19 protein-coding genes are annotated in these 19,990 nt (G+C 63.5%); 10 read left to right on the top strand and 9 right to left on the bottom strand.

All coding sequences use genetic code 11. The features are described 5' to 3' along the window. Positions 1–6: 6 nt before the first annotated feature. The 7 genes from AC2D9V_RS10800 to AC2D9V_RS10770 all read right to left on the bottom strand — a co-directional run bounded on the left by AC2D9V_RS10800 (position 7) and on the right by AC2D9V_RS10770 (position 8,176). Positions 7–552: a sarcosine oxidase subunit gamma gene (locus AC2D9V_RS10800; protein ID WP_484714077.1), complete on the bottom strand. Its 546-nt coding sequence runs from the start codon at positions 550–552 to the stop codon at positions 7–9. Further along, on the bottom strand, positions 545–3,457 hold the full coding sequence (locus AC2D9V_RS10795) for a sarcosine oxidase subunit alpha family protein (protein WP_484714076.1): 2,913 nt from the start codon (positions 3,455–3,457) through the stop codon (positions 545–547). Before AC2D9V_RS10795 ends, AC2D9V_RS10800 begins: the two co-directional genes overlap by 8 nt. Next, positions 3,454–3,717: a sarcosine oxidase subunit delta gene (locus AC2D9V_RS10790; protein ID WP_484714075.1), complete on the bottom strand. Its 264-nt coding sequence runs from the start codon at positions 3,715–3,717 to the stop codon at positions 3,454–3,456. The genes AC2D9V_RS10795 and AC2D9V_RS10790 overlap by 4 nt, the downstream gene beginning before the upstream one ends. A gap of 142 nt (positions 3,718–3,859) precedes the next feature. Beyond that, positions 3,860–5,110: a sarcosine oxidase subunit beta family protein gene (locus AC2D9V_RS10785; RefSeq protein WP_484714481.1), complete on the bottom strand. Its 1,251-nt coding sequence runs from the start codon at positions 5,108–5,110 to the stop codon at positions 3,860–3,862. A gap of 111 nt (positions 5,111–5,221) precedes the next feature. Next, the gene (locus AC2D9V_RS10780) at positions 5,222–6,142 is read right to left on the bottom strand and encodes an alpha/beta hydrolase fold domain-containing protein (protein WP_484714074.1); all 921 of its coding nucleotides are present in this window, start codon (positions 6,140–6,142) and stop codon (positions 5,222–5,224) included. A 137-nt stretch (positions 6,143–6,279) separates the two neighbouring features. Next, positions 6,280–7,713, bottom strand: a complete 1,434-nt coding sequence (locus tag AC2D9V_RS10775; protein ID WP_484714073.1) for a Glu/Leu/Phe/Val family dehydrogenase — start codon at positions 7,711–7,713, stop codon at positions 6,280–6,282. 109 nt (positions 7,714–7,822) lie between these two features. Further along, entirely contained in the window at positions 7,823–8,176 is a 354-nt protein-coding gene (locus AC2D9V_RS10770; protein WP_484714072.1) for a hypothetical protein, read from the bottom strand. On the opposite strand from AC2D9V_RS10770, the gene AC2D9V_RS10765 reads away from it, so the two are divergent. The 4 genes from AC2D9V_RS10765 (at position 8,160) to AC2D9V_RS10750 (ending at position 12,840) form a co-directional block, all read left to right on the top strand. Then, positions 8,160–10,001 carry a Tad domain-containing protein gene (locus tag AC2D9V_RS10765; protein WP_484714071.1) on the top strand — a complete coding sequence of 614 codons (1,842 nt, stop codon included), beginning with the start codon at positions 8,160–8,162 and terminating at the stop codon, positions 9,999–10,001. The two genes, AC2D9V_RS10770 and AC2D9V_RS10765, sit on opposite strands and share 17 nt — an antisense overlap. Beyond that, the gene (locus AC2D9V_RS10760; RefSeq protein ID WP_484714070.1) at positions 9,998–10,573 is read left to right on the top strand and encodes a TadE/TadG family type IV pilus assembly protein; all 576 of its coding nucleotides are present in this window, start codon (positions 9,998–10,000) and stop codon (positions 10,571–10,573) included. The genes AC2D9V_RS10765 and AC2D9V_RS10760 overlap by 4 nt, the downstream gene beginning before the upstream one ends. 85 nt (positions 10,574–10,658) lie before the next feature. Then, complete coding sequence (locus tag AC2D9V_RS10755; protein WP_484714069.1) at positions 10,659–11,204, top strand: hypothetical protein; 546 nt, start codon at positions 10,659–10,661, stop codon at positions 11,202–11,204. 340 nt (positions 11,205–11,544) lie between these two features. Next, positions 11,545–12,840: a homoserine dehydrogenase gene (locus AC2D9V_RS10750; protein WP_484714068.1), complete on the top strand. Its 1,296-nt coding sequence runs from the start codon at positions 11,545–11,547 to the stop codon at positions 12,838–12,840. Positions 12,841–12,842: 2 nt separating this feature from the next. Here AC2D9V_RS10750 and AC2D9V_RS10745 read toward each other — a convergent pair whose 3' ends face one another. Beyond that, positions 12,843–12,968, bottom strand: a complete 126-nt coding sequence (locus AC2D9V_RS10745; protein ID WP_484714067.1) for a hypothetical protein — start codon at positions 12,966–12,968, stop codon at positions 12,843–12,845. Positions 12,969–13,088: 120 nt separating this feature from the next. Between AC2D9V_RS10745 and glpX the strand changes: the two genes are divergently transcribed. After that, complete coding sequence (gene glpX, locus AC2D9V_RS10740) at positions 13,089–14,054, top strand: class II fructose-bisphosphatase (RefSeq protein WP_484714066.1); 966 nt, start codon at positions 13,089–13,091, stop codon at positions 14,052–14,054. A 52-nt stretch (positions 14,055–14,106) separates the two neighbouring features. Here glpX and AC2D9V_RS10735 read toward each other — a convergent pair whose 3' ends face one another. Continuing rightward, positions 14,107–15,057 carry a LysR family transcriptional regulator gene (locus AC2D9V_RS10735; protein WP_484714065.1) on the bottom strand — a complete coding sequence of 317 codons (951 nt, stop codon included), beginning with the start codon at positions 15,055–15,057 and terminating at the stop codon, positions 14,107–14,109. A gap of 86 nt (positions 15,058–15,143) precedes the next feature. On the opposite strand from AC2D9V_RS10735, the gene AC2D9V_RS10730 reads away from it, so the two are divergent. Genes AC2D9V_RS10730 through AC2D9V_RS10710 form a run of 5 tightly spaced genes read left to right on the top strand, consistent with a single transcriptional unit; the run spans position 15,144 to position 19,981 of the window. Continuing rightward, positions 15,144–15,995, top strand: coding sequence for a dioxygenase family protein (locus AC2D9V_RS10730; RefSeq protein WP_484714064.1), 852 nt, complete (start codon positions 15,144–15,146; stop codon positions 15,993–15,995). Between the two features lie 16 nt (positions 15,996–16,011). Continuing rightward, positions 16,012–16,968 (top strand): VOC family protein, encoded by a 957-nt coding sequence (locus tag AC2D9V_RS10725; protein WP_484714063.1) that lies wholly within the window; start codon positions 16,012–16,014, stop codon positions 16,966–16,968. Next, positions 16,968–17,627 (top strand): alpha/beta hydrolase, encoded by a 660-nt coding sequence (locus AC2D9V_RS10720; protein WP_484714062.1) that lies wholly within the window; start codon positions 16,968–16,970, stop codon positions 17,625–17,627. Before AC2D9V_RS10725 ends, AC2D9V_RS10720 begins: the two co-directional genes overlap by 1 nt. After that, positions 17,624–18,682: a maleylacetate reductase gene (locus AC2D9V_RS10715; protein WP_484714061.1), complete on the top strand. Its 1,059-nt coding sequence runs from the start codon at positions 17,624–17,626 to the stop codon at positions 18,680–18,682. The genes AC2D9V_RS10720 and AC2D9V_RS10715 overlap by 4 nt, the downstream gene beginning before the upstream one ends. Positions 18,683–18,706: 24 nt before the next feature. Further along, entirely contained in the window at positions 18,707–19,981 is a 1,275-nt protein-coding gene (locus AC2D9V_RS10710) for an ABC transporter substrate-binding protein (protein ID WP_484714060.1), read from the top strand. The last annotated feature ends 9 nt before the right edge of the window (positions 19,982–19,990 follow it).

Genomic DNA, 19,990 nt, shown 5'->3' with positions numbered 1-19,990 from the left:
TTCCGCCTAGATTTTTGTACTGGCGCGCGCCAGCACCATAGACATGGTGGCTTCCAGCTCGTGCCAGGCGGTGCGGGACATCGACCGGAAGACCATGATGTCGAAGGCGTGGTCGCCGGTCCGGAGGATCACCGCGTTCATGTGGTTGACCTGGGTGCGAAGCGCGGTGCCGACCGGACAGGCCGACAGCCGAAGGTCGACGGGCACGAGTCGGGCCAGAACATCGGTGACTCCTGCACCGGACACGGAGAGGGTCGTCCAGCCGTCGGTCTGGTCGGTGAGCGCGGCCCCCTCGATCGGCGGCGGTGCGACACCCAGCAGAAACGCCTGGTCGCGGCCGGTCCAGACGATCCGCGCGCCGTTCTTCTCGATGAAGGTCGAGGGGGAGGGCATGGAAAGGCCAATGGTCTTCAGCCCCTTGGCGACCGATTTGGCCCCGCCAGGGAAGACGGCAATGCTGGTGGTCGGGCCCACATCGGTCTCGGCGAGTGTCACAGTGCCGAGTTGAAGCCGTCGCCCGTCGAGGGCAGATTTCGCGATGAGGTCAGGCACGGAGCTTCTCCCCTTCCGGATCGTGGAAGACCGGGTGGCAAACCTCGCAGATCACATCCAGCCCGCGGAGGTGGTCGACAAGCCGAATCCTCTCGCCCGTCCGCGCGCGGCCGTCCTTGAGGAAACCGAGCCCAAGCCATGCGCCCACGGTGGGCGACCAGCAGATCGAGGTGACATAGCCTTGGTCGGATTCGCGATGAACCTCGGTCCCCGGCACGAAAAGATGCGCGCCGGCGCTGATCGGTTCGGCAGCCTTCAGGCCCACGAGTTGTTCACGTTCGGGCCCCCACATCCCGGGCCGCGTGGCAGCGGCCTTACCGATGCAGTCCTTCTTCGCGCTCACCATCTTCTCCATCCCGATGTCGTGCGCCGTAACCCGGCCATGAATCTCGGCATGAGTGATGAAACCCTTCTCGATCCGAAGGACGTTCAGCGCTTCCATCCCATAGGGCCCGCCACCCATCGTTTCGGCCCTTGCGACCAGATCTCGGAAGAGAGTCTCGCCATAGCGCGTCGGGACCGCCAGTTCGTAGCCCTCCTCGCCCGAAAAGCTGATCCGGAAGAGCCGCCCGTCGACCCCGCCAATCCGCACCGGGGTAACACCCATGAAGGGCAGGTCAAAAGAAGTCTCGAGGAAAGAGTTCACCAGCGCCCGCGCTTTCGGCCCGGCGACGGCGAACTGGGCCCAGCTTTCCGTCACGCTGATGAAGCGGACCTGCCAGTCGGCGCAGAAGGCCTGATGCACGAAATCCAGGTGCCGCATCACCAGCCCCGCCGCGGCGGTCGTGGTGGTCATCAGGTAGTGATTTTCGCCCAGTCGCGCCGAGGTGCCATCATCCAGCACCAGCCCATCCTCGCGCAGCATCAGGCCATAGCGGACCCGGCCCACCGGAAGGGTGGAGAAGGTGTTTGTGTAGACGAAGTCGAGGAACCGCCCGGCGTCCTCGCCCTGGATGTCGATCTTGCCCAGCGTCGAGACATCAGCCACACCCACCGCCTGGCGGACCATATTGACCTCGCGGTCGCAGGCCTCGCGCCAGGTCGTCTCACCCGGTTTGGGGAAGTAGCTCGGGCGGTACCACAGCCCTGCCTCGATCATGGGCGCGCCCCGGTCGCGGCTGGCCTGATCGCTGGTCAGGAACCGTTGCGGCGCAAAGCCTTCGGCCCGGCCGCCTGCGCCCATGGCCGCAATCGACACCGGCGTGTAGGGCGGGCGGAAGGTCGTGGTGCCCGTCTCGGGGATCCCGCGCCCTGTCGCGTCTGCAAGAACCGCCAGCGCCGCGACGTTCGAGTTCTTGCCCTGATCTGGGGCCATGCCCTGCGTCGTGTAGCGCTTCATGTGCTCAACCGAACGATAGCCTTCCTGAGCGGCAAGCTTCACGTCCTTGGTCGTCACGTCATTGGCAAAGTCGAGCCAGGCCCGACCCTCGCCTTCAACCGTCCAGAGCGCCTTGAGCACATATGGCCGATCCTCTGCCTCGGGCAGGGGCAGGTCGGGCGCGCGGCGGCCCAGCGCTTCAACCGCCTTGACTGCAGCCGCATGTCCGCTGGCCAGTGCACCGTGGGTACTCATCGTGCCATTGGCTGCCCCAACGGCCACCAGTCCTGGCACGGCCCCTTCCATCGGAACGAAGGCAGCAAGTTCCTCACTCCACCGGGGCCGCCCGTTCATGTGGCAGGTCAGGTGCAGCGTCGGGTTCCAGCCACCCGACATCGCAAGGCAGTCTGTCTCTATTTCGAATGTTTCGGACCCCTTGCGCACCTTGATCGCTGACAGCCCGAGGCGCCCGCGCGATCCAATCACCTCGGAACCGACATGCACCGGGCAATCTTCAACGCTGAAGGCGTCGGGGCGCGGGTCGATGATTGCAGCCACCGTGACGCCCGCTGCCATGAGGTTGCGCGCCGTTGCACGCGCCTGATCCGTGTTGGCAAAGAGGGTAACGCGTTGTCCCGGAACCACGCCGTATCGGTTGAGGTATGTCCGGACGGCGCTTGCCATCATGATCCCCGGCCGGTCATTGTCGGGGAAAGCCACCGGACGCTCAAGAGCACCGCTTGCCAGAACTGCATGGCTTGCGACGATCCGCCAGAAACATTCCCTCGGCAGGTTCGGTCGCGCGGTTTTGTGCAGCCCCACCCGCTCCAGCGCGCCATAGGTGCCGTGGTCATAGGCCCCGTTCACCGTGGTCCGAGCCATGATCCGCACGTTCGGCAGTGCCTGCAACTCCGCTACCGCCTGAGCCACCCATTCGCCAGCCGACAGGCCGCCGATCGTCCCGTCCTCCGACAGAAGCCGACCGCCCAGCGCATGGCTCTCCTCACAGAGGATCACATCCGCGCCCGCCCGGCCCGCCGTCAGCGCGGCCATCAGGCCCGCTGGCCCCGAGCCGATCACCAGCACATCGCAGAAGGCGAAGGCCTTCTCGTAGGTGCCAAGGTCATGCTTTCCCGACAGGCTTCCCAGCCCCGCCGCCCGGCGGATCAGGGGCTCATACAAACCTTCCCAGAAGGCGCGCGGCCACATGAAGGTCTTGTAGTAGAACCCTGCACTCAGGAACGGCGACAGGTAGTCGTTCACCGCCAGCAGGTCGAAGCGCAGCGATCCCAGCCGGTTCTGCGACTGCGCGACCAGCCCCTCGAACACTTCCTGCATCGTGGCCCGCACGTTCGGCGTCTGGTTCGTCGGCCCCACAACCTCGACGAGAGCATTCGGCTCCTCGGACCCCGCCGTCAGCACACCGCGCGGCCGGTGATATTTGAACGACCGCCCCACCAGCCGGACATCATTGGCCAAGAGGGCCGAGGCGAGCGTATCCCCCTTATACCCCGCGTAATCCTTCCCGTCGAAGCGGAAGCGGACCGGCTTTGTCCGGTCGATCAGCCCCTTGCCGTCAACCCTCATTTCGTCCTCTCCGCCACCAGCTCAACGCCGGAAATCTCATGTGTCACCGTGTTACGCGTAACCAAGAGCCACTGCGCACAGCCCGCCTCATGATACCAGAGATCCTTCGTCACCCCCGCCGGATTGTCCCGCAAGTGCAGGTAGTTATCCCAGTCGGCCACAGGCGCGTCCGCGTTCGGTCGGCGCAGGTAGTCCTCGGCACCATAGTAGTAGAACTCCCGCCGGTCCCGTTCACCGCAAAGGGGGCATCTCAGGCGCATGTCGTTTTCCTCATTCTTCCCCTCACCCCGACCCTCTCTCCCCAGGGGAGAGGGGGAAGCGCCCCCCATCTGCCACGTTCTTTTTTCTCTTCACTCGCGGGAGGGGTCGGGACGAAGGGGAATAGCATTTCCATCCCGGACATCAGTGCAGGTTATGCTGCGACCCGGTGCCTTCTTCATCCAGAAGATGCCCGGTGGCAAAGCGGTCAAGCCGGAAGCGACGCGCGACCTCGTGGCTTTCGCCCGTCGCCATCAGATGCGCCATGCACCAGCCACTGGCCGGCACCGCCTTGAAGCCCCCGTAGTTCCAGCCGCAGTCGATGAAAAGTCCGTCGACATGCGTCTTGTCGATGATGGGCGACCCGTCCGGCGACATGTCCATGATCCCGCCCCACGACCGTAGGACCTTGGCGCGCCCGATCATCGGCATTAGGGTCATCCCCGCCTCCATCACATGCTCGACCATCGGCAGGTTCCCCCGCGCGGCGTAGCTCGCGTAGAAATCGAGGTCGCCGCCGAACACCAGCCCGCCCTTGTCCGACTGGCTGATATAGAAGTGCCCCATGCCGAAGCTGACCACGTGGTTGATCACAGGTTTCAGCCCCTCGGTGACAAAGGCCTGCAGGATGTGGCTCTCGATCGGCAACCGCATCCCCGCCATCGCGGCCACCTGGGACGACCGGCCCGCGACAATGATCCCCACCTTCTTCGCCCGGATCGCGCCCCGCGTGGTCTGAACGCCCTTCACGACCCCGTTCTCAATGTCGATGCCGGTGACTTCGCAGTTCTGGATAAGGTCTACCCCGCGCTGGTCGGCGCCCCGCGCATAGCCCCAGGCCACGGCATCATGGCGCGCCGATCCGCCACGGGGATGGAGTAGCCCGCCATAGATCGGGAAACGCGTCTGTTCGAAATCGAGATAGGGCAGATGCTCGCGCACGCCGTCGCGGTCCAGGAGGATCGCGTCATCCCCCTGGTTGATCATCGCATTGCCGCGCCGGACGAAGGCGTCACGCTGGCCGTCCGAATGGAAGAGGTTTATGAGCCCGCGCTGCGAATGCATGACGTTGTAGTTGAGTTCGGCCTCCAGCCCCTCCCACAGTTTCAGGGAATGCGAGTAGAACTCGGAGTTTCCGGGCAGGAAGTAGTTGGCGCGCACGATCGTCGTGTTCCGCCCGATGTTGCCCGAGCCGAGGTAGCCTTTCTCAAGCACCGCGACATTGGTAATTCCGTGGTTCTTTGCCAGGTAGTAGGCTGTGGAAAGCCCGTGACCGCCGCCGCCGATGATGATCACATCATATTCGGCCTTCGGCGACGGTTCGCGCCAGGCGGGCTTCCAGCCCTTGTTACCAAAGAGCCCCTCGGTGATGACCTTCAGGCCGGAATAGCGCATGTCGAGACCTTTCCTGACACCGGTCATTCAACCGGGTCCGCGCGCCATGTTCAATGGGCAGCGCACGAATCCTGTGTCAGATGCGACAAAAACTGTCGCAAGCCCGCCGAACTATTCGGCAAGCTTGACACGCAGGAAGTCGACCACCTCCGCTATCGCGTCCAGACGTCGGAACGCACCCGATCCGTGGCCTGACCCGGGCAGAAGGCGATAGTCCAGCTCCTCGGTGCCCGGTCGCGACAAGAGCGCCATGAAGAGCCGCCCCGACTGGATGCGCGAGATGTTGGTATCCTCGGCCCCGTGCATGATCAGGAAGGGCGGCAACTCCGCCTCGGCCGGGAGGGCGGCCAGCAGGGTCAGGGGGCTCGCCGCCTCGGCCAGCGCGCGGTTCTCGCCCACCGCCGCACCGATCAGTCTTGATTCAGCCGACCCGGCATCGTCCGTCGACCCGGTCACCGCCGTCAGTCCGACCTTTGCCATGTCGGCATCCATATCGGAAAACAGGATAGGCGGGAACCAGACGACCGATGCCTTCAGCGCCGTGGCCGGATCGGCCGCAAGCGAGATGCCCGCCACCGCCGAAAGATGCCCCCCAGCCGAGGCCCCGAACGACGCCACGCGCGTCCCGTCATAGCCCAGCGCATCGCCGTTGGCGCGCACGAAGGCGAAGGCGTCCCTCAGGTCATCATACTGCCCCGGCCAGGTGGCCTGATCCGACAGCCGGTAGTTGATGGACGCCACGGCGATCCCAGCGCGGATGAACATGTCGAGACCGTCCGGGTTCGACTTGTCGCCGACCATGAACCCGCCACCGTGGATCCGCACGACGATGGGCGGGTTTTCGACCCCCTCCGGCACGTAGATGTCCATCACGTTGCGATCGGCCGAGCGATCGGCATAGGCCAGGTCGGCATGCAGGACGTATCCCGGACCGGGTCCGTTGCGTCCCTCCGGCGGCGGCCCCTCTTGAGCTTGCACGGGGTTCGACAGGGTCAGAAAAGCAGCGAGAAGCAGTCGTGGTGAAAAACGCATGGGTGTCCTGTTGCGAGAAGGGTGAGGAGAATGCCGGCGGCCACAAGAGTGCCACCGTTACGTTTACGTCACCTGTGCAGCATTCCGTCGCCGATTTTCGCGCCCGCGTCGATTTTGTCCCGCGAGGGTTTGCCCCGTCAAAGCCCCTTCGACCGATACGTCGCCGCAACCCGCCTGATCGACACGATGTAAGCCGCCACGCGCAGGTCTTCTACGCCCTCCTGTCCGTGCCAGACCTCGCGCATGGCCTGGTAGGCCGTGCGCATCGTGTCATCGAGGCCCGAGCGCACCAGCGCCAATTCATCCGACCCGGTCAGGAACTTTTCCTTGAAGTCCGGCGCCATCGTCCAGCCAAGGCCCTGGTCAGCTGACAGTCGCTCCAATTCCTCGACTAGAAGGCGCGAGCGCGCCTCTTCGGCGCGGCGCTGCATTCGGCCGAAGCGGATGTGGGACAGGTTCTTGACCCATTCGAAGTAGCTGACCGTGACCCCTCCGGCGTTGGCATACATGTCCGGCACAATCACGACCCCCTTCTGCCGCAGGATTTCGTCGGCGCCGAAGGTCACGGGCCCGTTCGCCGCCTCGACGATCAGCGGCGCCCTGATCCGCGCGGCATTTCCAAGGTTGATCACTCCCTCCATCGCTGCCGGGATCAGGATGTCGCAGTCGGCTTCCAGAACCGCGCTGCCGTCTGCCACATGTGTCGCCCCTGGATACCCGGCCAAAAGACCGTCGTGCCGGTTCATCCATTGCCGCACATCCTCGACGTTCAGGCCCGCCTCGTCGGTCAATGCGCCGTCGCGTTCGATAATCGCCACGATCTTGCAGCCATCCTCTTCGCTGAGGAACTTGGCGGCATGATAGCCCACGTTTCCAAGGCCTTGCACGATGACCCGCTTGCCTTCCAGCCCGCCTGAGAGCCGCGCCTTTGCGACGTCCTCCTTATGCCGGAAGACCTCACGCAGCGCGAACTGCACGCCGCGACCCGTCGCTTCGACCCGGCCCTGGATTCCCCCCGCGTGCGGAGGTTTCCCGGTCACGCAGGCTTTGGCGTTTATGTCGGTAGTGTTCATCCGGGCATACTGGTCCGCGATCCAGGCCATCTCGCGCTCGCCGGTTCCCATGTCGGGCGCAGGGACGTTTTGCGCCGGGTGGATCAGATCGCGCTTGATCAGCTCATAAGCAAAGCGGCGGGTGATCTGTTCAAGTTCGTGTTCGTCCCATTGACGCGGATCGATGCACAATCCTCCCTTCGATCCCCCAAAGGGCGTTTCGACGAGGGCGCATTTGTAGGTCATCAGCGCAGCCAGCGCCTCGACCTCATCCTGGCTTACGGATAGCGCGTATCGGATACCGCCTTTCACTGGTTCCATGTGCTCGGAATGGACGGATCGATATCCTGTGAACGTTTCGATCTTGCCGCGCAGTCGCACGCCGAAGCGGACCGTGTAGGTCGAATTGCAGACGCGGATTTTCTGCTCGAGGCCTGGACTCAGATCCATCAGCTTTGCGGCCCGATTGAACATGAGATCAACCGATTCACGGAAGCTCGGCTCGCCGGAAACACCCATTCCATTCCTCCCCTGCAGGCAGGGCACCCTCCCGTGCCCCGCGCAAGCCTAACGTGCAAATCTGCCACGCAGAACCCCGGAAAAGGTGCGTTCCGGCAGGTGCCACGCATCAGATCGTCGAATGTCTGGTCAGATATGATTTGCGAATCAGTCCGGTCAGCACCTGGGCTCTGGATTGGCGGGGCGTTTTCCTTCGTCTCGCAGCGTGCGAAGTCGACTGCCGAATGGCTGGAATTGTTTCCAAATCATTCAGATTTCCGGTCGTTCCGCTGCAAATGCCATACTTCTGCCAGAACTTATGTCTTAATGGGGCGATGAGTTGCCTGCCCGCTGCGGGGCTGCTGCCATTTCGGAAGGTCGCATCGATGCATAAACCATCTCTTGCCATGGTCGTCGGACGCACGCGCGCCTCGATGGTGCGTTTTCGGGATGATGAAGGCGGCGCGATGTCGCTGATCTTCATCTTCACCTTCCTGGCGATGATCCTTTTCGGTGGGATCGCTATCGATGTGATGCGGTTCGAGACCCGGCGGGTCGCCATGCAGCAGACGCTTGACCGCGCTGCCCTTGCAGCGGCCAGCCTGACGCAGACGCGCACCCCGCAGGAGGTCGTCAACGACTACTTCGCCAAGGCCAACCTGGAAGAGGGCCTTTTCATGGTCGACTTCGAGGCACCTACTGTCACCGCTGTGACCGATGCCGGTCTGCGTCGTGTCTCTGCGTCGGCGAAGGTCACCTCCACCAACTTCTTCATGGGCATCTTCTCGCCCCTTAACACGCTGTCCGGGGTTTCTGCGACCCGAGCCGAACAGGGCGTGTCCCAGATTGAGGTCATGCTCGTCCTCGACATCACCGGCTCGATGAGTGGAAGCGCCGGTGGCGGCAAGACGAAGATCCAGGCGATGCAGGATGCTGCCATCCAGTTCGTGGACATCGTGAAAGCCAACGACAAGAAGGACGGCGTGTCGATCGGCGTCGTTCCTTATGCCGCTCAGGTCAATATCCCCGCAAACCTGCGCTCGCAGTTCTCGGTCCTGAACCTGTCGTCCTGGGACGGTGTCGCCAATGCCGGCGTGCCGGGCATCAACTGTTTCGAATTCCCAACGACGGGCTTCAATACCACAGGTGTGTCGCTGACCACTCCGATCAGAATGGCGGCGGTGGCGGACTCTCTGTCCTCGACGACCACCAACGGTACTTGGGTCGCGCCCCAGGCGCCTCAGGTCCATTCCCGCGCCTGCACGGCCAATGCCGAGACGGGCAGCACGGCCTGGAATGACGCCGAGGTCAACCAGGTTCTCTTGCCGACCAAGGATGCGAATGCCGTAAAGACCAAGATCAATCGCCTGACCGCAAACGGAAACACCTACATTGCCGTCGGTATGCGCTGGGGCACGGCCCTTCTTGATCAGGCCGCGCGTCCGATCTACGACGTCCTTCGTGCCTCCGAGCCCGGGATGGCCGGACGTCCGGCGGACAATGACTCGATCTACACCCGGAAGATCATCATCCTGATGACCGACGGCGAACATGTGACGAACAACCATATCGTGGATGCCTTCAAGACTGGCCCATCCCCGATCTGGCGGACAGCAAACAACCGCTTCGCAATCCGGTACACGTCCGGCGGCGGCGCGTTGACCGGTGGCACCCGGCCTGGTGGAAACTTGACCAACGCCTGTTCCGGCTGGGAGCTTAGCAACTTCGCCAATCGCCAGTTCTTTGTGCCCGACTTGAAGCGCAACTCGGTACCGCAAAGGCGCGCCACTGACGTGAACGAAGTCGGAACTGGGACCGCCACAGCCAATGCCTGCGACCCGCGGTCATGGATTGCACCCGAGGTGAACTCGCTTGGCCAGGAGACACTGCGTCTTCCGATCTATAGCAGCAGCGGAGCGATTACGGGTCACGACACCGCCGTGCGCCTCGACTGGAGCGAAGTCTGGCGGTACGTGCGCGTATCCTGGGTTGCCCAACAGCTGTACCAGCGGTCTGGCGTCACGGGTGCGACTTACAGCGGAGCCATGGGGCAGTTCCAGACAACATACCTGTCCAGCGTGTCGAACATGAACGCGTTGCTGCAAACCAACTGCACCGCCGCCCGGAATGCCGGTATCGAGATCTACGGTATCGCTTTCGCCGCGCCCACCAACGGACAGACGCAAATCCGCAACTGCTCGTCTGAACCGAAGGATGACTATTACTTCCAGCCGACCAACGGCGACGACATCGCCGCGGTGTTCCAGCAGATTGCTACCCAGATCCAGGACCTGAGACTGACTCAATGATCAGTTTTCGCACATTCCTGAGCGACGAAGGCGGTACGGCGACGATCGAGTTCGTGTTCGTCGTTCCGATCATCATGCTGATCTTTCTGGCGTCTGTTGAAAGCAGCTACTACATGATCCGGCATGTCATGCTGGAACGCAGTGTCGACATCGTGGTGCGCGACATACGTCTAGGCAATCTCGACTACCTCAAGGGCCAGTCGCAGTATGCACAGCACGACGCCCTGAAAGATCAGATCTGCGGAGCAAGCATTCTGAACTCACGGCAGACATGCAAGGACTCGATGCAGATCTGGCTGCAGGCGGTCAGCACTGCGGACTTTGAAATGCTTGCACCACCGCGCTTTTGTGTCGATCGAACAGAACCGATCAACCCGCTTACCGATCCCGGCCCCGGGGAAGATGAGTTCAAGCTCGGGGACGATAACGAGATCATGCTGATGCGGATCTGCCTGAAGGAAGATCCTCTCTTCCCGACTTCCGTCGTCGGTGCGGGGCTAGTGGCCGGTGGCGAGAACGATGGAAGCTATGCCCTGGTCACGACCTCCATCTTCGTCAACGAGCCCGGATAAGGTGCAGATGATCCGTATCCGTAGGAGTTTCCGTGCTTTCCTGAGGGACGAAAGCGGTGTGCTTCTGGCCGAAGCCCTGATCCTCATGCCGATCCTGATCTGGGGCTTTATTGCCCTGGTCGTTTACTGGGACGTGTTCAGGGTGATGAATGTCTCACAGAAGGCCGCCTACTCGATTGCCGACCTGTTGTCGCGGCAAGAGGTTCCCGTTCCTGCAGCATTCATCGACGGTCTTCCCGATGTCCTTGCCTTTCTGACGCCGGGTGCAGCAGGGTCGCGCCTGCGCATCACCAGTCTGCAGATGGTTGAAGGGCCGAACACGCCCCCGAATCCCGTCTTTGACGCCAACGATGATTTCTGTCTGCTCTTCTCGCGATCCAGCGATCCCAGCGTCCAGCCTTACACCCAGGCCCAGCTCAAGAGCCTTGCGCCGCGCATTCCGAACATGAACGCACTTGAATCGGTCGTGATCGTCGAGACCTGGGTAGATTATGAGCCCGATTTCGATACTGGCGTGCTGAACGCCGCCCCGGGGGTCACTGACCAGACCTTCTACCAGTTCATCGTGACCCGGCCTCGCCTGGTTCGCCGGGTTCTGGCTGAAGGGCAGGCACATACCTGCCCCACGTGACAGCGCCACAACGACCCTAGAACCCTTCGGAGGCGCTCTGCATGTTTACGGAAGCAAACGGGTTCAGGCGCTCTGTCGTCGTCCTGGCCTGTATGCTTCTGAGTGGCTGCGGCGAGTTTCCCGAGGTCGCGTCGCCGGAAGGTCCGACCGGGCCACCGCCCCCCCTGTTGCCACTTGACGGGCTCTTGCCTGACCCGACGCAGTAGGCCCGACATCAGCGCAGGCACGTCGGACGAATGTCCCCAATCCTTCATCAAGTCGTACCACCCTGATCGCGTTGCACGCTGCTGCACTTCCGGCTAACAGACGGGGGCCTGCTGCAAACTCCGAGGTTCCATTCATGTCCGCCCCCTTGCGTCTTGGCATTGCCGGTCTTGGAACCGTCGGGATCGGAGTGGTCAAGATCATCCAGTCCCAAGCCGGCATGATTGCCGCACGGGCGGGCCGACCGGTCCTGATCACGGCGGTCTCGGCACGCGACCGTTCCCGCAACCGCGACGCAGACCTCTCCGCCTATCCATGGGAAGCCGACCCTGTCGCCCTTGCCCGGCGTGAGGATGTCGATGTATTCGTCGAGGTCATGGGCGGCCACGACGGCCCAGCTCTCGCCGCAACCGAAGCGGCAATCGCTTCCGGCAAGGATGTGGTTACAGCCAATAAGGCGCTGCTTGCCCATCACGGTCAGGCGCTAGCTATCGCCGCCGAAGCGAAGAACGCGGTAATCCGGTTCGAGGCAGCCGTTGCTGGCGGAATCCCTGTGATCAAGGCCCTGACCGAAGGCCTGGCGGGCAACCGGATCAAGCGCGTCATGGGCGTGATGAACGGCACCTGCAATTACATCCTCACACGGATGCAAAGCGCCGGACTTCCTTATGATGCCGTCTTTGAAGAAGCGCGGCAGCTTGGTTATCTCGAGGCCGACCCGAACCTTGACGTCGGCGGGATCGACGCCGGCCATAAGCTTTCACTCCTTTCTGCCATAGCCTTCGGTACTCAGGTCAGTTTCGGTGCCGTCGAGCTTGAGGGCATAGGCAACGTCTCGGTCGACGATATCCGCCTTGCCGAGGATATGGGGTATCGGATCAAGCTCCTGGGTGTCGCCCAGATGACCGGCAGGGGTCTTGAACAGCGGATGACCCCCTGTCTTGTCCCGGCGGATAGCCCCCTGGGTCAACTCCAGGGCGGGACCAACATGGTGGTGCTGGAAGGTGACAGCGTCGGCCAGATCGTCCTGCGTGGCCCCGGCGCCGGCCAGGGCCCGACTGCCAGCGCCGTCATGGCCGATGTGATCGACATTGCCCGCGGCCAGCGACTGCCTACCTTCGGCATTCCCGCAACGGCAATGACCCAGCCGACGCCTGCCAGTTCAGCCACTCCGGCGCCGTACTACCTGCGCATGACACTTCTGGACAAACCAGGAGCACTCGCCAAGATCGCCACCTGCCTTGGCGACGCCGGGATATCGATCGACCAGATGCGCCAGCTCCATCGCCCCGGCGACCGGGCCGAGGATGCCGTCGTCCTCATTGTGACCCACAAAGCTGCTCCGGCCGATATCATCCACGCCACCGGCCAGTTCGCAGCGACCGGAGTCCTTGTAGGCCGACCGGTCGCAATCCGTATCGAAGAGGTCTGACCCTACCCGCGCGGCAGGGCCGCAGGCAGGTTGGACTGGAAGCTCTGGCACAGCCGCACATAAGCGGTCTCGTCAATCCCGACCCCACCCGGATCGAGGTTCTGGTTGTACCATCCCAGCAATCTCATTTCAGGTCATCCTGAAAAGAACACACAGCTGCCTTCGGCATATTGCTTCTATCTGTTAGCGTCACCATCCTTGCCGCCTCCGGTTGCCCCGGCTACACGGGGAGAAACTCCGGAGGCAAAATGTCCGACAAGCTGATCTTCAAGGACCGGCTCCTCAGCCTTGGTCTTGCACGCGTGTCCGAAGCTGCCGCCCTCGCCTCGGCACGCCTGATCGGCCGCGGCGATGAAAAGGCTGCCGACCAGGCTGCCGTCAACGCGATGCGGGACCAGCTGAACCTGCTTGACATCAAGGGAGTCGTCGTCATTGGCGAGGGCGAGCGCGACGAAGCACCCATGCTGTACATCGGTGAAGAGGTCGGCACCGGTCTCGGGCCGGAAGTCGACATCGCGCTCGATCCCCTTGAAGGCACAACCCTGACCGCGAAGGACATGCCGAACGCGCTGACGGTCATAGCCATGGCCCCGCGCGGCACGTTACTCCATGCCCCTGACGTCTACATGGACAAGCTTGCCATCGGGCCCGGCCACAAGACCGGCACAGTAACACTGGCCATGTCGCCTTCAGAGCGTGTGTCGGCCCTTGCGTCCGCCAAAGGCTGCTCAACGCAGGACATCACCGTCTGTATCCTCGACCGCCCGCGGCACGAAGACCTGATTGCCGAAGTTCGCTCCACAGGAGCCGCGATCCGGCTGATCACCGATGGCGATGTGGCTGGGGTCATGCATTGTGCCGAGCCAGAGATAACCGGCATCGACATGTACATGGGGTCGGGCGGAGCACCGGAAGGCGTTCTGGCGGCCGCAGCCCTGAAATGCATGGGAGGGCAGTTTTACGGCAAGCTGCTCTTCCGAAACGAAGACGAGAAAGCTCGTGCGCGGAAAGCAGGCATCACGAATTTCGACCGCGTCTATACGCGGGACGATCTTGTCCGTGCAGATGTCATCTTCTCGGCAACCGGGGTGACCTCCGGCTCTCTTCTCGCCGGGATCAAGCGCGAACCGGGATGGGTTACCCTCGAGACTATCCTGATGCGATCGAAGACCGGCTCGGTGCGACGCATCTCGTATCGTAGCCCGGTGCGGTAATCGAAGGCTGCCAGGGCCGGTGGATACCGCAAGCACAAAGTGGAACACTGACTTAACGCCGCCACACCACTGCATTCTCGTGCCGCAGGATCAGTTGCTGCATCGTCTCGAAGGAATGCACCACGAAGTCCGCAAAGGCTGCGGCGGCAGGGTTGGATGCCGGCCCCATCAGTCGCAGGATACCAAGGTGCCGTTGCGGTTGGGGAATGTCGACCGGAAGGACTGCGATGCGGTTCTGCCTTCTCTCGGCGAACCATACAGAAAACGGCAGTACGGCCAGCGCATCGGTCTCGGCCATATAGTTGATCACCGAAAGAAGCGATCCCCCTGAATAGCGAATATCGAGATCGACCGACCCAAGCGATGATCGGATTGCGAAGAGGTCGGCAAGAAGCGGCGAGCCGGGCAATGGTGCAACCCACGGGAATCGGCCAAGGTCTCCGGTCGTAAGCCGCTTGCTGTTCTGAAGCGGATGGCCAACCCGACAGCAGACAACGTTGCGCGCCGCAAGGATCGCGGTAAACGCCAGTCCTTCGGGTTCACCCGAGGCCCCAAGCGGCACGATTCCGAGGTCAAGCTGATCCGATCGGAGCCCGGAAGCGACCTCAGACAGATTGCCGTAGCTTTGCTGAAAGTCGACATCCGGGTGCTGGTTCTGGAAACCCGCAATAATCCGGCTGACCATCGCATCCATAAAGAACGGAACACCACCCACGCGTACCAGCCCACGCGTTCCACGCAGAAGGCTTTGCACGGCCTCCGTCGCTCGGCGGCTTTCTTGCAGGATCCGCCGCCCGTGGGCGGCAAGCTGCATGCCAAGCGCTGTGGCCTGCAGGGGCCTGCGGTCGCGGATAAAGAGGGGTTTGCCAACCCGCGCTTCCAGCAGCGCGAGCGACCGCGACAGGGCAGGCTGCGACAGGCCCAACGCCGCAGCGCCCTTGCTGACGCTGCCGGCGTCGACGGCGGCGGCAAGCTGGATCAGGTGAGACTCGGAAAGCTTCATAACGAAATGATATACTGGTCTTAAAGAAAGTCATCAGCCTGCCTGCCTGTTCCTCCTAGCTTTCCTCCAGGGGGAGGCAGACCGTTATGGACGGACGCGATATCGGCAAAGGACAGGACATCACCGCAGACGTGCGGCAGCGTCTTGCCGCGTCGCATCATGGACGCCTCGGACAGGCCGTTCGGCTGATCCTCGATCATGCCCATGAAGTGGTGGCGACGCTCCAGGCAACCCCGGAAGAGCTTGATGCCCTGATCCAGTTCCTCACTGACGTCGGCTACGCCACTGATGCCCGGCGTCAGGAATGGGTATTGCTGGCAGACGTCTTCGGCCTGACCGATGCAGTGATGTCGCGCGCGGCATCAGGCAAAGGCGGTGCGACACCAACGACGCTGCCTGGCCCGTTCTACCGCCCTGACGCCCCGAACCTGCCGCTTGGCGCAAATCTTTGCCGGACCGGAAAGGGTGTGCCACTGACCGTGAGTGGCACGGTGAAGGGCGCCGACGGCATGCCGCTGGCGAAGGCACAAGTCGAGGTCTGGCATGCCAATGCAGAAGGTCGCTACGAAAACCAGGACCCTGACAACCAGCCCGAACATAACCTGCGTGGTCGCTTCATTGCGGATGATCAGGGCCGCTTCCATTTCCGCAGCATCAGGCCAGCAGGCTACAGGCTACCCGACGATGGCCCTGTTGGGCATCTTGCGCGGCGGATTGGCCTGTCGCTCGACCGGCCGGCGCATATGCACTTCGCCGTGACAGCTGTGGGCTACCGGCGGCTGGTGACCTCGATCTTCGACGGCAGCGATCCGGCCATCGGCAGGGACGCGCTGTCCGCAGTCAAGCCCGGACTGATCGGCGACTTCCGCCCTGAGAAAACCGGGGTCTCTCTTTCGGTCGCCCTGGTCCTGGAGCGCGACCCATCACCCGCAACCTGAAGGAAGGATGACGCAAATGGCCCTCGTCTCCGGCTATCACCACCTGACGATGAGCACGCACGGCGTGCAGGAAGACTATGACTTCTACACCAAGGCGCTGGGGCTTTACTCTGTCAAGCGCACAGTGCTGTTCGATGGCGTGCTGCCGGTCTATCACCTCTACTACGGCTCGAAGAACGGCGATGCCTCGACGATCATAACGACCTTCCCGTTCAAGAAGCCTGGGGTCTACGGGCGGCGCGGGACGAACCAGACCCGCACGATCATGCAGGCGATCCCGGTCGGGTCGGCGGACTACTGGGTGGACCGGCTGAACAAGCATGGTATCTCGGCCACCAAGGGCGACCGCTTCGGCCTGACCCGCGTCTTCTTCGCCCACCCCTGCGGCATCCCGCATGAGCTGGTAGAGAACCCCGGCGACACCCGCAAGCCCATCGCCAACCCGGCCCAGGGCGTCTCCGAGGCGCATGGCATCCGCGGCATTTACGGGGGCGCCGTGGCGGTGATGGACGCCGCCGCGATGGAGGAATTCCTCGACATCGGCATGCAGTTCCACCGCGAGGGGACGGACGACAACGGCAGCATGTGGGTCGTGCCGCAGAATGACGGGTTGCGCTCGGTCATCGAGATCATCACCGACCGCGACAGCCCGCAGGGCACCTGGACCCTGGCGGGGGGGACGGTCCACCACCTGGCCTTCAACACCGGCAACGAGGAAAACCAGATCGCCCTGAAGGCCCGGCTGGAGGGGATGGGCTACACAGACGTCTCCGAACAGAAGGACCGGATGTACTTCAAGTCGATGTACATGCGGTCGCCGGGCGGGGCGCTGTTTGAACTCGCATGGACCGTTCCCGAAGGCTGGGCCAAGGACGAACCCGCCGATGCCATCGGCAAGTCGCTCGTCTTCCCGCCGTGGTTCGCTGACCGGCAAGCGGAAATGGAAGCGGGCCTGGAACCGGCGAACTTCTGATGCCGGGCGTGGCGGACATCCTGTTCCGGGGCGCTGAACCGGCCAGGGCGAAGGTGCTGTGCATCTTCGTCCATGGCCGCGGTCAGTCACCTGAGGAGATGGAGGCGGCGGTCATTCACCGCCTTTCCGCGCAAGACGTAGCCTTCGCGCTGCCCCGGGCCGAGGGGAAGACCTGGTACAACGCCCGGGCCGTCGACCCTTTGACGGACAAGACGCGGGCAGAACTGGCGGCCTCGCTGGATGGTCTTGCTTCCGCACTCGCAGAGCTGCGCGGAAAGGCGCCCGGCCTGCCGCTGACCCTGGCCGGGTTCAGCCAGGGTGCCTGCCTGTCGCTGGAGCATGCCTTTACCGGAGCCGTTCCACCGGATGCGGTGGTCGCGTTCACCGGCTGCCGCGTCGGCTTGGCGACCGACGACCGTGCTGCCGCCCTGCCCCCGGCCCTGCCGGTCTACCTGTCCGCTGGAAGCGCAGACCCCTGGATCCCAGTCGCGGCCTTCGCCGAGGCCGCCGCCTCCCTGGGTCAGGGCGAGGCCCGCCTGCGCTGCGATGTCTTTCCCGGACGCCCGCATGAGGTCTCGGATACCGAGATCGCCCTCCTCGACAGCGTGCTTTTCGACCTGGCAGCCGGGCGCACGCCCCGGATGGAGGCTCCCAGATGACCCGTCCCTTCGTTTTCCCCGGCCTCACCACCCGCGTCGTTTTCGGCCACGGCACCCTTACCCAGGTCCCCGACGAAGTCGCGCGCCTCGGCCATTCCCGCGCGCTGGTTCTGTCCACCCCGCACCAGAAGGCCGAGGCCGAGGCGCTGGCCGCAACGCTTGGCGACAAGGCCGCAGGCGTCTTCGCCGGGGCCGCGATGCATACGCCGGTCGAGGTGACGGAGGAGGCCGTGGGCGTTTTCCGCGCGGCGGGAGCGGATTGCGTGGTCTCGCTGGGCGGCGGTTCCACCACAGGCCTCGGCAAGGCCATCGCGGTCCGAACCCGGGCCGATCAGGTGGTGATCCCGACGACCTATGCCGGGTCCGAGATGACCGACATCCTGGGCGAGACCTCGGGCGGCGAAAAGACTACCCGCCGTGACCCAGCGATCCGGCCCGAAGTTGTGGTCTATGACGTCGACCTGACGCTGACCCTGCCCGTGGGCCTGACCGTGACCTCGGCCCTGAACGCCATCGCCCATGCGATGGAGGCGCTTTACGCCCCCGACCGCAACCCGGTTGTCGAGGCGATGGTCCGCGACGCGCTCCCCGCCTTCCGCGACGCCCTTCCCACGCTGACCAAGAACCCGCAGGACCGCGACGCCCGTTCCGGCGCGCTGTATGCCGCCTGGTGCTGCTCGACCGCGCTTGGCTATGTCTCGATGGCGCTGCATCACAAGCTTGCCCATGTCCTCGGCGGCAGCTTCGGCCTGCCACATGCCGAGACGCATGCAGTCCTTCTGCCCCACACCACCGCCTACAACGCACCCGCCGTCGGGGACCTCTTGAAGCCCATCGCCGACACCTTCGACGGTACGGCGGGGTCGGGCCTCTGGCACTTCGCCAAGTCCGTCGGTGCGCCGCTTCGCCTCGCCGACCTTGGCCTCACAGAACCCGACCTCGACCGTGCGGCCGAGATCGCAACGAAGAACCCCTACGCAAACCCACGCCGCATCACGCGCGACGGAATCCGACAACTGCTGCAACAGGCCTACGACGGGCATTGCCCCGCCTGACGAAAACAAAAGGGAGGAACGATCATGATCACCAGACGCAAGCTTCTGAAATCGGGCGCCGCCACCGGCCTCGCGCTCGCCACGCCCGGCCTCTTTGCCCCGGCCATCGCGCAAGGGGCCAAGATCCGCATCGGCTATGTCAGCCCTCAGTCCGGCCCGCTCGCTGGTTTCGCGGAAAGCGACGCCTACAACATCGAGGCCTTCCTTGCGACCGAGGTCGGCCAGAACTTCGAGGTCATCGTCAAGGACAGCCAGTCCGACCCGAACCGCGCCGCCGCAGTAGCCAAGGAATTGGTCGTCGATGACGAGATCAACCTCATGGTCGTGGCGTCCACGCCCGAGACGACGAACCCCGTCGCCACCACCTGCGAAGCGGAAGGGATGCCCGTCATCTCGACCAAGGCGCCCTGGCAGCCCTGGTTCATCGGCCAGCAAGGCAACCCCGGCGACCCAGCAAGCTGGAAGCCCTTCAACTACGCCTTCCACTATTTCTGGGGGCTGGAGGACGTCATCGCCGTCTTCCTGAACATGTGGAACCAGATCGAGACGAACAAGCAGGTCGGAGGTCTCTTTCCCAACGATGCTGACGGCAACGCCTGGGGTGATCCGAACGTGGGCGTCGGCCCCGGCTTTGCGGCACAGGGATATACCCTTGTCGATCCCGGCCGCTTCCAGAACCTGAACGACGATTTCTCGGCCCAGATCAACGCTTTCAAGGCTGCCAATGCCGAGATCGTCACTGGTGTCGTGATCCCGCCGGACTTCACAACCTTCCGCAACCAGTCGCTGCAGCAAGGCTTCAACCCCAAGGTCATCACGGTGGCGAAGGCGATCCTCTTCCCGCAGTCGGTTGAGGCTTTGGGTGAAGCCGGGCACAACCTGTCTTCCGAGGTCTGGTGGTCGAACACGCATCCCTTCACCTCGTCGCTTACCGGCCAGTCGGCGGCAGACCTAGCCGCCGACTTCACGGCGAAGACGGGACGTCCGTGGACCCAGCCGATCGGCTTTGTCCATTCGCTTTTCGAGGTGGCGTCAAACGTTATGGGCCGCGTCTCGGACGTGACCGATGCCGATGCCGTTGCCGCGGCCATTGCGGCGACGGACATGGACACAATGGTTGGCAAGATCGCCTGGAACGGCGCCGGCCTGCCGCCCTTCGCGGCGACTAACGTCTGCAAGACCCCTCTCGTCGGTGGCCAGTGGCGGCGGAAAGAGGATGGGACCTTCGACCTAGTCATCGTAGACAACCAGACCGCCCCGGCAATTCCCACCGGCGGCACAATGGAGGCGCTGGCCTGACCCTTCGCG

This window comes from Tabrizicola sp. T46, assembly GCF_057219895.1.
Note: the sequence above shows the minus strand (reverse complement) of the source record. Positions and strands in the feature narration are given on the sequence as shown.

Excerpts from the sequence above, each read along its gene's own strand:
- AC2D9V_RS10795 (WP_484714076.1), bottom strand. The coding sequence starts at position 3,457 with ATGAGGGTTGACGGCAAGGGGCTGATCGACCGGACAAAGCCGGTCCGC.
- AC2D9V_RS10790 (WP_484714075.1), bottom strand. The coding sequence starts at position 3,717 with ATGCGCCTGAGATGCCCCCTTTGCGGTGAACGGGACCGGCGGGAGTTC.
- AC2D9V_RS10785 (WP_484714481.1), bottom strand. The coding sequence starts at position 5,110 with ATGCGCTATTCCGGCCTGAAGGTCATCACCGAGGGGCTCTTTGGTAAC.
- AC2D9V_RS10780 (WP_484714074.1), bottom strand. The coding sequence starts at position 6,142 with ATGCGTTTTTCACCACGACTGCTTCTCGCTGCTTTTCTGACCCTGTCG.
- AC2D9V_RS10775 (WP_484714073.1), bottom strand. The coding sequence starts at position 7,713 with ATGGGTGTTTCCGGCGAGCCGAGCTTCCGTGAATCGGTTGATCTCATG.
- AC2D9V_RS10765 (WP_484714071.1), top strand. The coding sequence starts at position 8,160 with ATGTCGCTGATCTTCATCTTCACCTTCCTGGCGATGATCCTTTTCGGT.
- AC2D9V_RS10770 (WP_484714072.1), bottom strand. The coding sequence starts at position 8,176 with ATGAAGATCAGCGACATCGCGCCGCCTTCATCATCCCGAAAACGCACC.
- AC2D9V_RS10760 (WP_484714070.1), top strand. The coding sequence starts at position 9,998 with ATGATCAGTTTTCGCACATTCCTGAGCGACGAAGGCGGTACGGCGACG.
- AC2D9V_RS10755 (WP_484714069.1), top strand. The coding sequence starts at position 10,659 with ATGCCGATCCTGATCTGGGGCTTTATTGCCCTGGTCGTTTACTGGGAC.
- AC2D9V_RS10750 (WP_484714068.1), top strand. The coding sequence starts at position 11,545 with ATGTCCGCCCCCTTGCGTCTTGGCATTGCCGGTCTTGGAACCGTCGGG.
- AC2D9V_RS10745 (WP_484714067.1), bottom strand. The coding sequence starts at position 12,968 with ATGAGATTGCTGGGATGGTACAACCAGAACCTCGATCCGGGTGGGGTC.
- glpX (WP_484714066.1), top strand. The coding sequence starts at position 13,089 with ATGTCCGACAAGCTGATCTTCAAGGACCGGCTCCTCAGCCTTGGTCTT.
- AC2D9V_RS10735 (WP_484714065.1), bottom strand. The coding sequence starts at position 15,057 with ATGAAGCTTTCCGAGTCTCACCTGATCCAGCTTGCCGCCGCCGTCGAC.
- AC2D9V_RS10730 (WP_484714064.1), top strand. The coding sequence starts at position 15,144 with ATGGACGGACGCGATATCGGCAAAGGACAGGACATCACCGCAGACGTG.
- AC2D9V_RS10725 (WP_484714063.1), top strand. The coding sequence starts at position 16,012 with ATGGCCCTCGTCTCCGGCTATCACCACCTGACGATGAGCACGCACGGC.
- AC2D9V_RS10720 (WP_484714062.1), top strand. The coding sequence starts at position 16,968 with ATGCCGGGCGTGGCGGACATCCTGTTCCGGGGCGCTGAACCGGCCAGG.
- AC2D9V_RS10715 (WP_484714061.1), top strand. The coding sequence starts at position 17,624 with ATGACCCGTCCCTTCGTTTTCCCCGGCCTCACCACCCGCGTCGTTTTC.
- AC2D9V_RS10710 (WP_484714060.1), top strand. The coding sequence starts at position 18,707 with ATGATCACCAGACGCAAGCTTCTGAAATCGGGCGCCGCCACCGGCCTC.